The organism is Pseudomonas sp. HS6-2, from assembly GCF_049325675.2.
GTDB classification, from domain to species: Bacteria; Pseudomonadota; Gammaproteobacteria; order Pseudomonadales; family Pseudomonadaceae; genus Aquipseudomonas; species Aquipseudomonas putida_N.
Genome location: NZ_CM143906.1, coordinates 2,645,305 through 2,659,938 on the forward strand (window position 1 = coordinate 2,645,305; position 14,634 = coordinate 2,659,938).

Sequence of the window (14,634 nt, forward strand, 5' to 3'; positions counted from 1 at the left end):
TCAAGGGCGCGGCGAACTAGCGGTTCACATCGACCACTAGTCGGCCGCGAATGGCCCCTTCGAGCAGGTCAACTGAAGCGGAAATTGCCTCGTGCAACCCGATCTCTCGCGTGATCAACGCAAGATGGTCCGGGTTCAGGTCTTCTGCAAGCCGCTTCCAGGCCTCAATGCGTCGGGCGTAAGGCTGAGTCACGCTGTTCACGCCAAGCAGGCTCACACCACGCAGAATGAACGGTGCCACCGTCGCCGGCAAATCCATGCCTTGCGCCAGGCCACATGCGGCGACCGCGCCTTCGGCGTGTGTGCCTGCACAGGCGTTCGCGAGTGTGTGGCTGCCTACAGAGTCGATGGCGGCGGCCCAGCGTTCTTTGGCCAGGGGGCGACCCGGGGACGAAAGCTCGGAGCGGTCAATGACCGAATCGGCGCCAAGTTGCTTCAAATAAGGGGCCTCAACAGTCTTGCCCGTGGCAGCAATGACCGAGTAACCGAGGTTGGCCAGCAGGCTGATGGCGAAACTGCCGACTCCGCCGCTGGCGCCTGTGACAAGCACGGGGCCGTCGCTCGGAGTGAGGCCATGGCGTTCGAGCGCCATCAGGCAAAGCATGGCGGTGTAGCCTGCGGTGCCAATGGCCATGCTCTGTTTTTCATTCAGGGCAGTGGGGTGTGGGATCAGCCAGTCGCCGTTGAGCCGGGCCAGTTGGGCGAGGCCACCCCAGTGTTGCTCGCCCACCCCCCAGCCGTTCAACAGCACTTTGTCGCCGGCTTTGTAGTTCGGGTGCGAGCTGCTCTGTACGGTACCGGCGAAATCAATGCCCGGCACCATCGGAAACTGGCGGACCACCGGGCTTTGGCCGGTAATGGCCAGGGCATCCTTGAAGTTGAGGGTGCTGTACGCGACTCGGACTGTCACATCGCCTTCAGGCAGGCTTGATGCCTCCAGCTCCCGGAGTTGTGCCTGGTAGCTTGCATCATGCTTGTCAACCAAGATGGCTTTGAACATCGTTTCCTCACTTTAGACTGATCGTCTTTAAATAACCCTGCAGCATCACCGGGTGATGCCTGCAAGGAAGCCTTTGAAGAATGTGTCGAGTGGGCGCGGGTCTTGTACCAGGCGAGCCCGAAGCACAGCACCTTCCCAGCCAATCCAGAAGTAGGCGGCCAGCGCCTGACAGTCCTGGTCCGATGAAATCTCGCCAGCCTCGACCGCGGCGTTCAGGCAGCCAACCAAGCGGTTCTCCCAATCCTGCAATACTGCTTCCAGCTGTTGTCGGAAGCTTTCGGGCAGTACCAGCACCTCCTGCCCAAGGTTGCCGACGAGGCAACCTCGCCGAAACGCGTACCTGGTCATGCCGGCCTTGGCGTCCTCGACAAAGCCGGTAAGGCGCTGCAGTGGCGGCAGTTCCTGGGCCAGGAACCAGCGGTCGAGCTTGCGTGCAAAATAGTCTGCGTAGCGATGAAGAACCGCCTGGCCAAAGGCTTCTTTGCTCTCGAAGTAGTGATAGAACGAGCCCTTGGGTACCTGGATGCGCTTGAGGACGGTATCAATGCCTGTTGCAGCGAACCCTTGCTCGGTCAGGATCTGCATGCCGCAGCGCAACAGCATCTCACGCGTTTCGGCATGATCACGGGAAATCTTGGGAGGGCGTCCTCGGCGGACTGGGGGCTTGGCAGAAGTCATCTGGAATAATTTAGACTGATCGTCTCTAATGTCAACAAACCATTGCCGGGCTGCCCGGGGCGTGTCGAGATCAGTCGATCATGAAAAAGCGTCTGCCACCGTTGAATTGGCTCAGGGCCTTCGAGGCCTCGGCCCGGCTGCTCAATTTCACCCATGCAGCAGAAGAACTCAACCTCACCCAGGCGGCCATCAGTCAGCAGTTGAAGGCTCTGGAGTCGCAACTGGGGACCGTGCTGTTCAAGCGGTTGCCGCGTAGCCTGGAGCTGACCGAGGCTGGGATGGCTTACTTTCCGGTGGTGCGGGAAGCTGTCGAGCGTCTGGCAGCTGCGACCGATGAGATTTTCGGGCAGGGCCACAAGAGCGTCCTCACTATTCGCAGCAGCCTGGTTTTCTTCACGCACTGGATCGCCCCCCGGCTCCCTCGTTTTCGCCAGCTCCACCCCCATGTGAACCTGCGCATCGCCAGTAACATCTGGGTTGATGACTCCGCATCGGACGCCGATCTGGAAATCCGCTACGGGCAGGGCCGCTGGCCTGGCATGAAGGCCGAGCGCCTGACCTGGGACACGCTGGTGCCGGTGTGTTCTGCGCATTTGCCCACTGCCGAACGGCCACTTGAAAAGCCCCGGGACCTTGCCCGACACGAACTGCTGCACGTGCTGGGGTACGAGGAAGGGTGGGGCTACTGGCTGAAGAAAAATGGCGCAGAAAGTGTCGACTCATCGCAGGGGCTGCAGTTCGATACGCTCTTCTCGGCACTCGAGGTCGCCGAGCTAGGGCAGGGGGTTGCGCTGGCCAGATCATCCCTGGTGGCGCACTTGCTGAAGAGCGGGCGCCTGGTCGCTCCGCTCGACAGCCACGTTGCCACGAAAGAGGCTTTCTACCTGGTTTACCCCCCCACAACCTGGCAAACCCGGAAGCAGCCGCCTTCGTCGACTGGTTATGTGCCGAAGCGGCCAGCTTCAGGGACCAGACGCTGGCTGAAAGCGAGGAACGCTGACCATAAGTGTTCGAGCGCCTTCATAAAAAAAATGGCCCCTAAGGGTCATTTTTTATTGCTTCCGCAAGCTGCGCGTTTTTCTGAAAGTAGGGCCCAGATCGAACGCCAATGGCTAGCACCCGCAGCCAGGCGAACGGCTACAGCGAAGCATCGACAACAACAATAAATCCGGGGCGGCCCCTCAATTGTCCCGTTGCTACGTAGGGTTTCCTCATGGGTCACACCAAGCAATTGCCCCTGCAGGGCGTCAACATTATCGATTTTGGCCAATTCATCGCAGGCCCGGCCGTCGCCATGATCCTGGCGGATCTTGGCGCTACCGTCATCCACATCGACCCGCCTGGCGGCCCTCTTTGGGACAGCCCGGCCAACGCTACCCTCAACCGCAACAAGCTCTGCCTTCGGCTCGACCTGAAGTGCAGCGCGGGCCTGCAACAAGCCCGCGAGCTGATCGCCCGGGCCGATATCGTGATCGAGAATTTCCGTCCGGGTGTGATGGAAAAGCTCGGCCTGGACTTTTCGGAAATGCGGCGATCTCGCCCCGAACTGATCACGCTGTCCATTCCCGGCTTTGCCAGCAATGACGAACTGCGTCGTCAATGGCGAGCAACCGAGGCGGTGATTGCCTCGGCCTCCGGGGTATTTACCGACATGGGGCAGAACCGCGTGCTGATGGGCATCAACCCGAGTTTCTCTCCACTGCCGCTGGCATCCGCCTACGGCACCATGCTGGCGGTCTCCTCGGTGGTGCTGGCCCTTCAGTCGCGAGAGAAAAACGGCATCGGCGACCAGATCGAAGTGCCACTGGCGGCAGCGGTGATGGAGGGGCTTTCCTACAACTCCATCAAGATCGACGGCTACCCGCTTCGCTACAAGACCTTGCGAGAAAAGGAGAGTGAGCGCAGAAAGGCCGAGAACCTGCCGATGAACCTCAGCTATGAGGATCTGCAGGAGTTTCTCGACCCGTTCTACCGCACCTACGAATGCGCCGATGGCCGCAAGTTCTATGCGGTTTGTCCATCGCACCGTGAGCATGCCAAGCGTTGCCTGCAGGCGATGGGGCTGTACGAGGAAATGGTCGCGGCGGGCCTGCCGAAAGTCGATGATCCCTACCTGCCGATCGATCAGTGGGAGGGCAACGCGTCACTGGGCGTCTATCCGTTGCCGGCAGACTGGGCGGCGCGGATTTCCGCACGGATGAAAGCGGTCTTCCTCACCAGAACGGCTGCGCAGTGGGAAGTGATTTTTGGTGAAGGCGGCTTCCCTGGCGCGCCTCATCGCTCGACCCAGGAATGGCTGCACGATGTGCACGCCAATACGGCAGGCCTGGTAGTCGAGGTCACGGATCGTGAATATGGGCTCATGAAGCAGCCTGGCCCGGTGGCCTGGCTCGAAGGCAGTGCCGAGCCGATGCTCAAGCCTGTTTCCCGCCGCGATGTTACTTTTGACGAAGCCATCGCCACGCTGTCGGAGCGCACCCGGCCTGTGCTTCCAGCTCTGCGGCAGGACGCCCCAGGTGGCTGGCTGGATGGCGTAAAAGTGCTCGACCTGACCAACGTCATCGCCGGGCCACACTCCGCATCTTTTCTCGGTCGCTTCGGTGCCGACGTGATCAAGCTGGACCCGGTAATTCCCAATTACGACCCTTGGAACACCGTCGTCTTTGGCCTGTCTTCAGCGCGCGGCAAAGAGAGCATCCTGGTGGATCTGCACAAGGCGGACGGTCGCGAGGTGTTCAATCGCCTGGTGCGGGAAGTCGATGTAATCATCATGAACGCTCCCGACCGGCAACTGGCGCCCTTGGGGCTGGATGAAGCCAGCCTGCAGGCCGTGAACCCGGGCGTCATCTTCTGCCAGCTCGATTGCTTCGGCGGCCCGCGCCGTGGCCCACGCACCGACTACCTGGGTTACGACGACCTGATTCAGGCGACGACCGGAATCATGTTGCGTTTCGGGGGCGGCATGCAGACCCCTGAAGAGCACGCGCACGTGGGTACCATCGATGTGATGTGCGGCTTCGCTGCCGCCCTGGGCGTGGCGACAGCGCTCTATCAAAAGCACCGTACGGGTGAAGCGCACCGCGCTCGCACGTCGCTGGCCGCATTGGGCAACCTGGTGCAAATACCGTTCTGCTACGACTACCCAAGGCGAGGGCCATTCGACGAACCATCGGGTCGAGAGGCCACAGGGTACAGCGACCTGTCGCGTTTCTACCGCACTGCAGACGGCTGGATCTACCTGGATGCCGATGAGTCCGACTTGCCAAAGTTCCGCAGCATCAGTGAGCTGGCAGGCCTGGAACAGGCTGCAAATCGGGCGCAGTTCCTGCACGTTGCGATTGCGCGAATGAGCGGTACCGTTCTGCAAGAGCGTTTGCAGGCAGCAAACATCGCTGCGGCGGTGCCGGACAATATCGACAACCTGCGCACTACCTACAGCCGGCCCGCAGACGGCCTACCGGGCACCTGCAACGGCAGTTACTCGTTCAGCGTGTACGGCGATCACCCGAGTGGCCACTGCATCACCCAGCTCGACCCCTATGCGATCCGCACTCGCAACGCTCGCATCCGGGCACTGGCGCCGGCAGAGAAGTTCGGCGCCTCCACGCGCAAGGTGCTCGAACGTCACGGATACAGCCAGGAGCAAATCCATGCACTGCTGAGCACTGGCGCCATTGGCGAAAGCTGGAGCGAAGCGTACCTGCCTGGCTAAAGGCAGCGCTTGCACAAGGCGGGCTGCGACGCAGCCCGGTTTCTTCGCCCGGATCACAACTTACACATCTTCGAGCCATTGGCCCGCTCGCGGGCAGGCTCGTGCCTGGAAAAGAGAACGCACCATGACGTATTCGAGCATCCTCCCACGCATCCTGCAGACGGGAGCAGGCGCCAGCCAGCAGATCCCGCACATCCTCGCCAGCCTGGGTTGTTCGCGGCCACTGATCATCACCGACCGCATGATGGTCGAGCTGGGCTACGCAGGCCGTATCTGCAGCAGCCTGACCGAGCATGGCCTGCAGGCAGACATCTTTTCGGACACGGTACCTGAGCCCACAGTCAAGTCGATCCAGGCGGGTGACGCCGCCGCGCGCGAAGGTGGCTACGACAGCATTGTCGCGCTGGGTGGCGGTAGTCCCATCGACAGCGCCAAGGCCATCGGCATGCTCGCCAGGCACGGCGGCGTGATGCGCGACTACAAATTCCCCCGCAATGTCAGCGAGAGCGGCATCCCCATCATTGCTGTGCCCACCACGGCGGGCTGAACAGGGTGCTCGTCCAGGCCCGGCACTTCATCCTGCAGCGCCGGGCCGTGGCCTGAGGCCTCAGAAGTGTTTGCTGACACCGGCCACCACGGTGGCGCTGCAGACGTCATCGAAGCCATAGTTGCTGGCGCATTCGGCCTGCGACAGGTTGGTATCCATATAGCTCAGGCGCCAGGTGAGGCCGAGGAAGTCGCGGGTGAATCTGGCTTCCCATTCACGGTAGGAATCGCGCGACTGGCCGCTCTGTGACCAGTAGCTCGGGTCTTTGAAGTCGGCGCGGCCGTAGCGCAGTTCCAGGCCGACTTCCAGCGGCAGCACCGTGTGGTAGCCCACCCAGGTGTAGAGGCTGTCCTGATCCTTGCCGTACTGCGTCGTAGCGTCCGTGGAGTAGTAGGCCGCCAGCTTGAAGCCATGCACATCGACGATGGCGTACAGCTCTGACTGGTTGTACCGGCTTTCCTTGGGATAGGTGTACTTCAGGTAACCCAGGTCCAGGTTGGCGTGCTCACTCATTTGCCAGGCCCAGCCACCGTAGTAGTCGACCTCCTGGCGGGTCTTGCTGTCGAAGCCGAAATCGACGTTCGAGGTCCAGGCGCCCAGATACAGGCCGCTGGCATGGCTGAGCATGACGTCGGCCTGCGCGGCCGGATCGCCCTGGGTTTGCGAGATGCCGCGGCTGCGATAGTCACTGACTGCGGCCAGGTCGAGGTCGAGCGCGAAGTCATCGTTGATCGGCAAGGCGATGGCGGCGGGGGCGAGCGCGGCGCAGCCGAATGCGCACACGGCTGCCAGGGTAGCGTGCTTCATGGTCATCCCTATCTTGTGTTGTGGTTGTTGTGGCAGATAGAAAAGGCGGCATGCCGTACAGGCATGCCGAGGTGCAGGGGCTTAGTGGGGGGCGTAGACCTGTTGGCCGCCGAAGTAGGTGGCCAGCACCTGGGTCTCGCCCAGTTGCTGGTCGTTCACCGCGAGCACATCACGGTCGAGGATGACGAAGTCGGCCTGCTTGCCCGGGGCCAGCGAGCCGATCTGCTGCTCCAGGCCCAGGGCCTTGGCTGCATTGGCGGTGTAGGCATAGAGCATGGTCTGGCGGTCGAGGCCCTCATCGGCATTGAGCACGCCTTGCGCGCCCTTGCGCGTTGCCGCCTGGGCGATGGCCAGCCAAGGGCTGGGTGACGACACTGGCCAGTCGCTGGCGCCGGCGATGGTCGCGCCATTTTTCTGCAGCGAATGGGCCGGGTACTGGTAACGGAACGCGGAGGCATCGACGTAGGGTTTGACCATGTCGACGGTGTAGTCGTCGCCGGCGGCCCACAGCAGCTGCATCGAGGCAATCACGTCGAGGGGCTTGAAGCGGGCGAAGTCCTGGGGGTTGACCAGCTGCAGGTGGGTGATCGAGTGATGGATGCCGCTGTTGCCGGCCTTGCGTGCCTGTTCGATGCCGTTGAGTGATTCACGCACCGCACGGTCGCCGATGGCGTGGATGTGCACCAGCCAGCCACGCTGGTCGGCAGCGCTGACCAGCTCACCGAAATGCTTCGGGTCGATCAGCAGTTCGCCAGGTTTGTGCGTGTTGTGGTACGGCTTGAGCAAGGCGGCCGACTGCGCGGGGTACTCCAGCACACCGTCGGCGAACACCTTGATGCCGGGCAGGGTCAGGTTCGGCACGCCAGCGAACTGCTTGCGCACGTTGTCGATGGTCTGCAGGTCGGCGGGGGTGCTCTTCGGGTTGACCACCAGCAGCGCCGCGACATGCGCGTTCAGCCCGCCCTGTTCGGCAAGGGCCTTGTAGGCTGGCAGCACGCCGACGGTCTGGTCAGTGGGTTTGATATCGAACAGCGCCTCGCCAGGCATGCTGTTGGCGGCAGGGTCCATCCAGGCGGTGATGCCCAGGCTGTTGTTGAACTGCACGGCGGCCTGTGCCCCCTTGAGCAGGGTGGCGGCATCGGCCTTGGGCAGGACGCTGGCGACCCGGTCCCAGCCGGCATCGACCAGAAAGCCGTTGGGCTGGCCGTCTTCGAAGGTGCCGATGGTGTCCTTTTCCTGCTTGCTCAGGGTGGCCAGCAATGCCTTGTCGATACCGGCGCGCTTGAGCATGGCCGGGTTGGCCCAGGCGGTGTGGTAGTCCTCGCCGATGAACACGATGGGCGTGGAGGCCCACTCGCCTTGGCCGAAGCGCTCGTTCAGCGCCTTGGCCTGGGCCCAGTAGGCCGAGCTGACCCCCAGGACCTGCAACACCTCGCCGTTGCGCGCTCGCCCGTCATCACGCCAGCCGCGCAGGCGAGCTTCGAACGCATCCAGCGGCGCCGCCTCGCCGCCCATGTCGGCGCCACTGAGTTGCAGGCCGCCGAAGATGGCGTGGGAGTGGGTGTCGATCAGGCCCGGAGTGACGCGCTTGCCTTGCAGGTCGATGACTTGGGTCTGTGGGTCAGCGAGTGCCCGCGCCTGGGCGTCGGTGCCCACGGCGACAATCTTGCCGCCTTCGATGGCGATGGCCTGGGCCTGCGGGTTGTTGCGGTCGGCGGTGAAGATCTTGCCGTTGACCAGCACCAGGTCAGCAGCGGCCAATGCGTGCCCCGAGGCAAAAGCCACGGCCAGCGCCAGCAAACCAGGTAGACATCTCGACATGTGTAGCCTCTTGTATTTATTGGTGTGAGGCGAGCCTACCCAGCCCAGACTTGGCATAGAATCGCCAGAACGCTAAAAAGCCTTTTGCCATTCAGGAAAAACCGCATGGACACCTTGGGTGCGATTTCGATGTTCGTCGCCACGGCCGAGCACGGCAGCTTCAGCCGCGCGGCCGAGGCGCTGGGCAAGACGCCTTCGGCCCTGACCAAGGCGGTCACGCACCTGGAGCGCGAGCTTGGCAGCCAGTTGTTCGAGCGCAGTACGCGGCGCATCGTGCTGACCGAAGCGGGCCGGCTGTACCTGGAAACCGCCCGGCAGGTGCTGAAGAGCCTGCATGAGGCCGGTCAAGAGATCAGCCAGTTGCAGGGGGTGTCTGGCACCTTGCGCCTGACCGCGCCACTGGCGTTTGGCCGGGCGTTCCTGGCCGACGCCTGCGCTGGCTTCATGCGCGACTACCCGCAGATCCAGCTGCGGGTAGAGTTGTCCGACACCTTCGTCGACCTGATCGAAGCCGGTTACGACCTGGCGCTGCGCGAAGGGCACAGCGACCTGCCGGGCCTGATTGCCCGGATCATCGGCAAGAACCGTATCTTTCTCTGTGCCAGCCCTGAATACCTCGAACGCAACCCGCTGCCGGTGACGGCGCACAGCATCGGCCAGCACCAGTGGCTCAAGTACATTCACCCAGCGCTGGATGCCAAGTTTTGGTGGATGCACTGCGAAGGCGTACGCATGCGCCTGCCGTACCCGCAGCGGGCGCGGCTGGAAAGCGACAACTACGACTTGCTGCTGCGCAATGCGCTGGCAGGGCACGGTATCCTGCACACCCCGGAGTGGAGCGTGCGCCGCTACCTGCAGGAGGGGCGGCTGGTGCGGGTGATGGAGCACTGCGTGATCGAGCCGGATGCGTTCGGTGAAGACATCCTGGCGGTCTACCCCAGCCACCGGCGCGCCAGCGGCAAGGTGCTGGCGTTCATCGACTACCTGCAGGGGTACCTGCAGCGGTTGTGAGGCTCAGCCGATCGGGTCCTGGCCGAGCACCTTGCTCAACGCTACCCGTGCATCCTCGAGTTGCACCAGCGAAGCATGCCGGGCGCCGAGGGCGTCACCGTTCTGGATGGCAGTGAGGATCGCCTTGTGCCGCGGCAGCGCCAGCTCGTCGAAATTGGGGCGCTGGTTGGAATAGCGCACCGACTCGCGCAGGGCCAGCGAAAGCATGTTGCACAGGTAGGCGAGCAGGTCGTTGTGAGTGGCGTCGGCGATGCGCGCGTGGAAGTCCAGGTCCGGTTGCAGGCGCTCTTCGTGCGTGCGTGCGGCTTCCATGCGCTGGTAGGCGTCGCTGATCGAGGCGACATCGTCGGCGCTGGCGTTGGTGGCGGCCAGTGCGGCGGCAGCGGGTTCGATGACCCAGCGCACGCTGGACAGGGTGTTGAAGAATTCCTGCTGCGGCGTGGCCTGCATCAGCCAGTGCAGCACGTCGGGGTCGAGCATGTGCCAGTCGTGGCGCGGGCGCACCTGGGTGCCGACACGTGGGCGGGCTTCGATCAGGCCCTTGGCGGTGAGGGCGCGCATCGCTTCACGAAACACCGGCCGGCTGATCGCATAGGCCTCGCACAAGCTGGCTTCGGCGGGCAGTTTCTGCCCCGGTTGGAGCTGGCCGGATACGATCTGCAGGCCGAGGTCCTGAACCAGGGTGGCATGCATGCTCTTGCGCGTGGTGGGCTGGCGGTAGTTCATGTGCGGTGCTGGCGGTCCATCAGAGCGGGGTGGTGATCATAGCATCACTGAACCTGTGCCGGCCCCTTCGCGGGTTCAGCCGCGAAGGGGCCTGTGCAGGTTCAATGGGAGTGCTTAGGCACCGCAGAACCCCGGCAGCCGACCAGGAAATCGAAGTCGCAGCCTTCATCGGCCTGCATCACATGGTCGATGTACAACTTCGCATAGCCCCCGCTGATCAACTGCTGCGGCGCCTGCAGATCCGCCAGGCGGCCGGCCAGTTCCTCATCGGTGATATCCAGGTGCAGGCGGCCTTCATGGCAGTCAAGTTCGATCCAGTCGCCTTCGCGTACCGCCGCCAATGGCCCGCCCGCCGCAGCCTCCGGGGCCACGTGCAGCACCACGGTGCCATACGCCGTGCCACTCATGCGCGCGTCGGAGATGCGTACCATGTCGGTCACGCCCTGGGCCAGCAGCTTGGCGGGCAGGCCCATGTTGCCCACTTCGGCCATGCCCGGGTAACCCTTCGGGCCGCAGTGCTTCATCACCAGTACCGAACTTGCATCGACCTCCAGCTCTGGGTCGTTGATGCGCGCCTTGTAGTCCTCGAAGTGCTCGAACACCACCGCGCGGCCACGGTGACGCATCAACTCGGGGGTTGCCGCAGAGGGCTTGAGCACCGCGCCCTTGGGCGCGAGGTTGCCGCGCAGGATGCAGATGCCGCCATCGGCCACCAGCGGCTTGTCGATCGGGCGGATGACCTCTTCGTCATACAGCGGTGCGCTCTGGCAGTTGTCCCACAGGCTCTTGCCGTTGGCGGTCAGCGCGCTGGGGTTGGGCAGCAGGTTGTGTTCGCCGAGGCGACGGATCACCGCAGGCAGGCCGCCAGCGTAGTAGAACTCTTCCATCAGGAAGCGCCCGGACGGCTGCAGGTCGACCAGGGTCGGCGTGCCGCGGCCGACGCGGGTCCAGTCTTCCAGTTGCAGGTCGACGCCGATGCGGCCAGCGATGGCCTTGAGGTGGATCACCGCGTTGGTCGAGCCACCGATGGCGGCATTGACGCGGATGGCATTCTCGAAAGCTTCGCGGGTGAGAATCTTCGACAGGCGCAGGTCTTCATTGACCATCTCGACAATGCGCATGCCCGACAGGTGAGCGAGCACATAACGGCGCGAGTCCACCGCCGGGATCGCCGCGTTGTGCGGCAGCGAAGTGCCCAGGGCTTCGGCCATGCAGGCCATGGTCGAGGCGGTACCCATGGTGTTGCAGGTGCCCGCCGAGCGCGACATGCCGGCTTCGGCCGAAAGGAACTCGTTGAGGTCGATCTGCCCGGCTTTGTAGGCCTCGTGCATCTGCCAGACGATGGTGCCGGCGCCGATGTCGCGGCCCTTGTGCTTGCCGTTGAGCATCGGCCCGCCGGTGACCACGATCGCCGGCACGTCGCAGCTGGCAGCGCCCATCAACAGGGCCGGGGTGGTCTTGTCGCAGCCGGTGAGCAGCACCACGGCGTCCACCGGGTTGCCGCGGATGGCTTCTTCCACGTCCATGCTCGCCAGGTTGCGGGTGAGCATGGCGGTGGGGCGCAGGTTTGACTCGCCGCTGGAGAACACCGGGAACTCCACCGGGAAGCCGCCGGCCTCCAGCACGCCTTTCTTCACATGCTCGGCGATCTTGCGAAAGTGCGCGTTGCACGGGGTCAGCTCAGACCAGGTGTTGCAGATGCCGATGATCGGCTTGCCCTGAAACTCATGGTCAGGAATGCCCTGGTTCTTCATCCAGCTGCGGTACATGAAGCCGTTCTTGTCGGCGGTGCCGAACCATTGGGCGGAGCGCAGGGGGCGTTTGCTATCAGACATGACGGGCACCTTATTAGTATTACTATTTGTCGTTATGCATCGACTCTATCGCTAAAAATGCGCCATGTGAAGGGTTGTTGTTTTAAATAGTAATACTATATGATCCTTCCACCGCGCCGGAGGTCTGCCCACAAAACCCCGGCCATGTGCTGTCCCCATTACAAGAACAATCGGAGACCTCGCCATGATCCAGGAGCAGCGGCTCGTCCGCCTGATCACGCTGAAACTCATCCCCTTTCTGGTCCTGCTTTACCTGGTGGCCTACGTCGATCGTTCGGCGGTGGGTTTTGCCAAGCTGCACATGGGGGCCGACATCGGCCTCGGAGATGCGGCCTACGGCCTCGGTGCCGGGCTGTTCTTCATCGGTTACTTCCTGTGCGAAGTTCCCAGCAACCTATTGCTCGACCGCTTCGGCGCCCGGCGCTGGTTCGCCCGCATCCTGCTGACCTGGGGGGCGATCACTATCGGCATGGCATTCATCACCGGGCCAAACGGCTTCTATGTGATGCGTTTTCTGCTGGGGGCGGCGGAGGCGGGGTTCTTCCCCGGCGTGCTGTACTACATCACCCAGTGGTACCCGGTGCGCCATCGCGGCAAGATCCTTGGATTCTTCATCCTGTCGCAACCGCTGGCGATGCTGGTCACCGGGCCGCTGTCGGGCGCCTTGCTGGGCCTGGATGGCAACCTCGGCCTGCACGGCTGGCAGTGGCTGTTCATCTGCATCGGTACCCCGGCGGTGCTGTTGGCCTGGCCCACCCTGCGCCTGCTGCCGGACGGCCCGGACAAGGTGCGCTGGCTGGACGATGCCCAGCGCAGCTGGCTCAAGAAGCAGCTGGCCGAAGACCAGCGCGAGTTCGGCCAGACTCGCCACGGCAACCCGCTGCATGCCCTGAAGGATGGCCGGGTGCTGCTGTTGGCGCTGTTCTACCTGCCGGTAACCTTGAGCATCTATGGCTTGGGCCTGTGGCTGCCGACGCTGATCCACCAGTTCGGTGGCAGCGACCTGGTGACCGGTTTCGTCTCGGCGGTGCCGTACCTGTTCGGCATCATCGGCCTGCTGATCATCCCGCGCAGCTCCGACCGCCTCAACGATCGCTACGGCCACCTGGGTCTGCTGTATGCCCTGGGCGCCCTGGGCCTGTTCCTCAGCGCCTGGCTGACGGTGCCGGCGTTGCAGTTGGCCGCGTTGTGCCTGGTGGCCTTCGCGCTGTTCTCCTGCACGGCGATCTTCTGGACCTTGCCCGGGCGCTTCTTCTCCGGTGCCAGTGCGGCGGCAGGCATCGCCCTGATCAACTCGATCGGCAACCTCGGCGGCTACCTTGGCCCGTTCGGCATCGGCGCGCTCAAGGAACATACCGGCCAGCTGTCCTCGGGCCTGTACTTCCTGGCCGGAGTGATGGTGTTCGGGCTGGTGCTGACCGGCGTCGTCTACAACCGCCTTGAGCGCCGCCAGCGCCAGGCATCCGTGAACATTGCAACCGACAAGCGAGCACAAGCATGCGACTGATCCAATTCGAAACCGCCCCCGGCCAGCGCCGGGTCGGCGTGGTGGAAGGCGAGCGCGCCCTGGAAATCCGCGGCGTCAGCAGTACCCGTGAACTGGCCCTGCAGGCCATCGCCGCTGGCCGCGACATGGTCAGCCAGGTGCAGGCCGCAGGCCTGGGCGAGGGCCATGACTACCTGGCGCTGCTGGCCGAAGGCCGGGTGCTGCCACCGCTGGACCACGAAGACCCAGCGCACTGCCTGGTCACCGGCACCGGCCTGACCCACCTGGGCAGCGCCGCCACCCGCGACAAGATGCACCAGCAGCAGGCCGAGGGTGCCGTCACCGACAGCATGCGCATGTTCCAGTGGGGCCTGGAAGGTGGGCGACCGCCAGCAGGTGAGGAGGGCGCGCAACCAGAGTGGTTCTACAAGGGCGATGGCGCCATTGTCGTGCGCCCCGGTGCCGACCTGCCGCTGCCGGCCTTTGCCGAAGATGCCGGCGAGGAGCCGGAGCTGGTCGGGCTGTATGTGATCGGCGAGTGCGGGACGCCGTTCCGCCTGGGTTATGCCCTGGGCAACGAGTTCTCCGACCATGTGATGGAACGTCGCAACTACTTGTACCTGGCACATTCCAAGCTGCGCGCCTGCAGCTTCGGCCCGGAGCTGCGTCTGGGTGCGCTGCCGGCACACCTGGAAGGCCGCAGCCGCATCCTGCGCGATGGCCAGGAGCTTTGGAGCAAGCCGTTCCTGTCCGGTGAGCAGAACATGTGCCACAGCTTCGAGAACCTTGAGTTCCACCACTTCAAGTACGCCCAGTTCCTGCGCCCAGGTGATGTCCACGTGCATTACTTCGGCACCGCCACGCTGTCGTTCGGCGACGGCATCCAGGCCCGGCCTGGCGACACCTTCGAAGTCAGCCTCGAAGCGTTCGGCCAGCCACTGCTAAACGGCATCGTCGCTGCCGGGCAGGCCGTGCGACCGGGGCTGGTGAAAAGCCTCTGAGCCTTCAATC

10 protein-coding genes and 2 pseudogenes are annotated in these 14,634 nt (G+C 63.7%); 6 read left to right on the forward strand and 6 right to left on the reverse strand.

Going from position 1 to position 14,634, the window contains the following annotated elements:
* Positions 1 to 16: 16 nt before the first annotated feature.
* Together acuI and acuR are read right to left on the reverse strand one after the other, a co-directional pair.
* On the reverse strand, positions 17 to 1,000 hold the full coding sequence (gene acuI / locus ACOKS3_RS12440; protein WP_422763103.1) for an acrylyl-CoA reductase (NADPH): 984 nt from the start codon (positions 998 to 1,000) through the stop codon (positions 17 to 19).
* A gap of 45 nt (positions 1,001 to 1,045) precedes the next feature.
* On the reverse strand, positions 1,046 to 1,678 hold the full coding sequence (gene acuR, locus ACOKS3_RS12445; RefSeq protein ID WP_422763104.1) for an acrylate utilization transcriptional regulator AcuR: 633 nt from the start codon (positions 1,676 to 1,678) through the stop codon (positions 1,046 to 1,048).
* Positions 1,679 to 1,755: 77 nt separating this feature from the next.
* Here acuR and gcvA point away from each other — a divergent pair.
* The 3 genes and pseudogenes from gcvA to ACOKS3_RS12460 all read left to right on the forward strand — a co-directional run.
* Positions 1,756 to 2,678 (forward strand): annotated as a pseudogene (gene gcvA, locus ACOKS3_RS12450) (transcriptional regulator GcvA).
* Positions 2,679 to 2,891: 213 nt separating this feature from the next.
* A complete protein-coding gene (locus tag ACOKS3_RS12455; protein WP_422763105.1) occupies positions 2,892 to 5,390 on the forward strand; it encodes a CoA transferase in 2,499 nt (832 codons plus the stop codon).
* 124 nt (positions 5,391 to 5,514) lie between these two features.
* Positions 5,515 to 5,934: pseudogene (locus ACOKS3_RS12460) on the forward strand (iron-containing alcohol dehydrogenase); the annotation flags it as partial.
* Between the two features lie 63 nt (positions 5,935 to 5,997).
* Here the strand turns inward: ACOKS3_RS12460 and ACOKS3_RS12465 are convergent.
* Both ACOKS3_RS12465 and ACOKS3_RS12470 read right to left on the reverse strand, forming a co-directional pair.
* On the reverse strand, positions 5,998 to 6,744 hold the full coding sequence (locus tag ACOKS3_RS12465; RefSeq protein ID WP_422763106.1) for a TorF family putative porin: 747 nt from the start codon (positions 6,742 to 6,744) through the stop codon (positions 5,998 to 6,000).
* Between the two features lie 81 nt (positions 6,745 to 6,825).
* Positions 6,826 to 8,565, reverse strand: a complete 1,740-nt coding sequence (locus ACOKS3_RS12470; RefSeq protein ID WP_422763107.1) for an amidohydrolase — start codon at positions 8,563 to 8,565, stop codon at positions 6,826 to 6,828.
* 105 nt (positions 8,566 to 8,670) lie between these two features.
* Between ACOKS3_RS12470 and ACOKS3_RS12475 the strand changes: the two genes are divergently transcribed.
* Positions 8,671 to 9,576 carry a LysR family transcriptional regulator gene (locus ACOKS3_RS12475; protein ID WP_422763108.1) on the forward strand — a complete coding sequence of 302 codons (906 nt, stop codon included), beginning with the start codon at positions 8,671 to 8,673 and terminating at the stop codon, positions 9,574 to 9,576.
* A 3-nt stretch (positions 9,577 to 9,579) separates the two neighbouring features.
* On the opposite strand, the gene ACOKS3_RS12480 is transcribed toward ACOKS3_RS12475, so the two are convergent.
* Together ACOKS3_RS12480 and ACOKS3_RS12485 are read right to left on the reverse strand one after the other, a co-directional pair.
* Entirely contained in the window at positions 9,580 to 10,302 is a 723-nt protein-coding gene (locus ACOKS3_RS12480; RefSeq protein ID WP_422763109.1) for a FadR/GntR family transcriptional regulator, read from the reverse strand.
* Positions 10,303 to 10,403: 101 nt separating this feature from the next.
* Positions 10,404 to 12,137 (reverse strand): IlvD/Edd family dehydratase, encoded by a 1,734-nt coding sequence (locus ACOKS3_RS12485; RefSeq protein ID WP_422763110.1) that lies wholly within the window; start codon positions 12,135 to 12,137, stop codon positions 10,404 to 10,406.
* Between the two features lie 184 nt (positions 12,138 to 12,321).
* Between ACOKS3_RS12485 and ACOKS3_RS12490 the strand changes: the two genes are divergently transcribed.
* Positions 12,322 to 13,644, forward strand: a complete 1,323-nt coding sequence (locus ACOKS3_RS12490; RefSeq protein WP_103447003.1) for an MFS transporter — start codon at positions 12,322 to 12,324, stop codon at positions 13,642 to 13,644.
* Positions 13,635 to 14,624: an AraD1 family protein gene (araD1, locus tag ACOKS3_RS12495; RefSeq protein ID WP_103447004.1), complete on the forward strand. Its 990-nt coding sequence runs from the start codon at positions 13,635 to 13,637 to the stop codon at positions 14,622 to 14,624. Before ACOKS3_RS12490 ends, araD1 begins: the two co-directional genes overlap by 10 nt.
* The last annotated feature ends 10 nt before the right edge of the window (positions 14,625 to 14,634 follow it).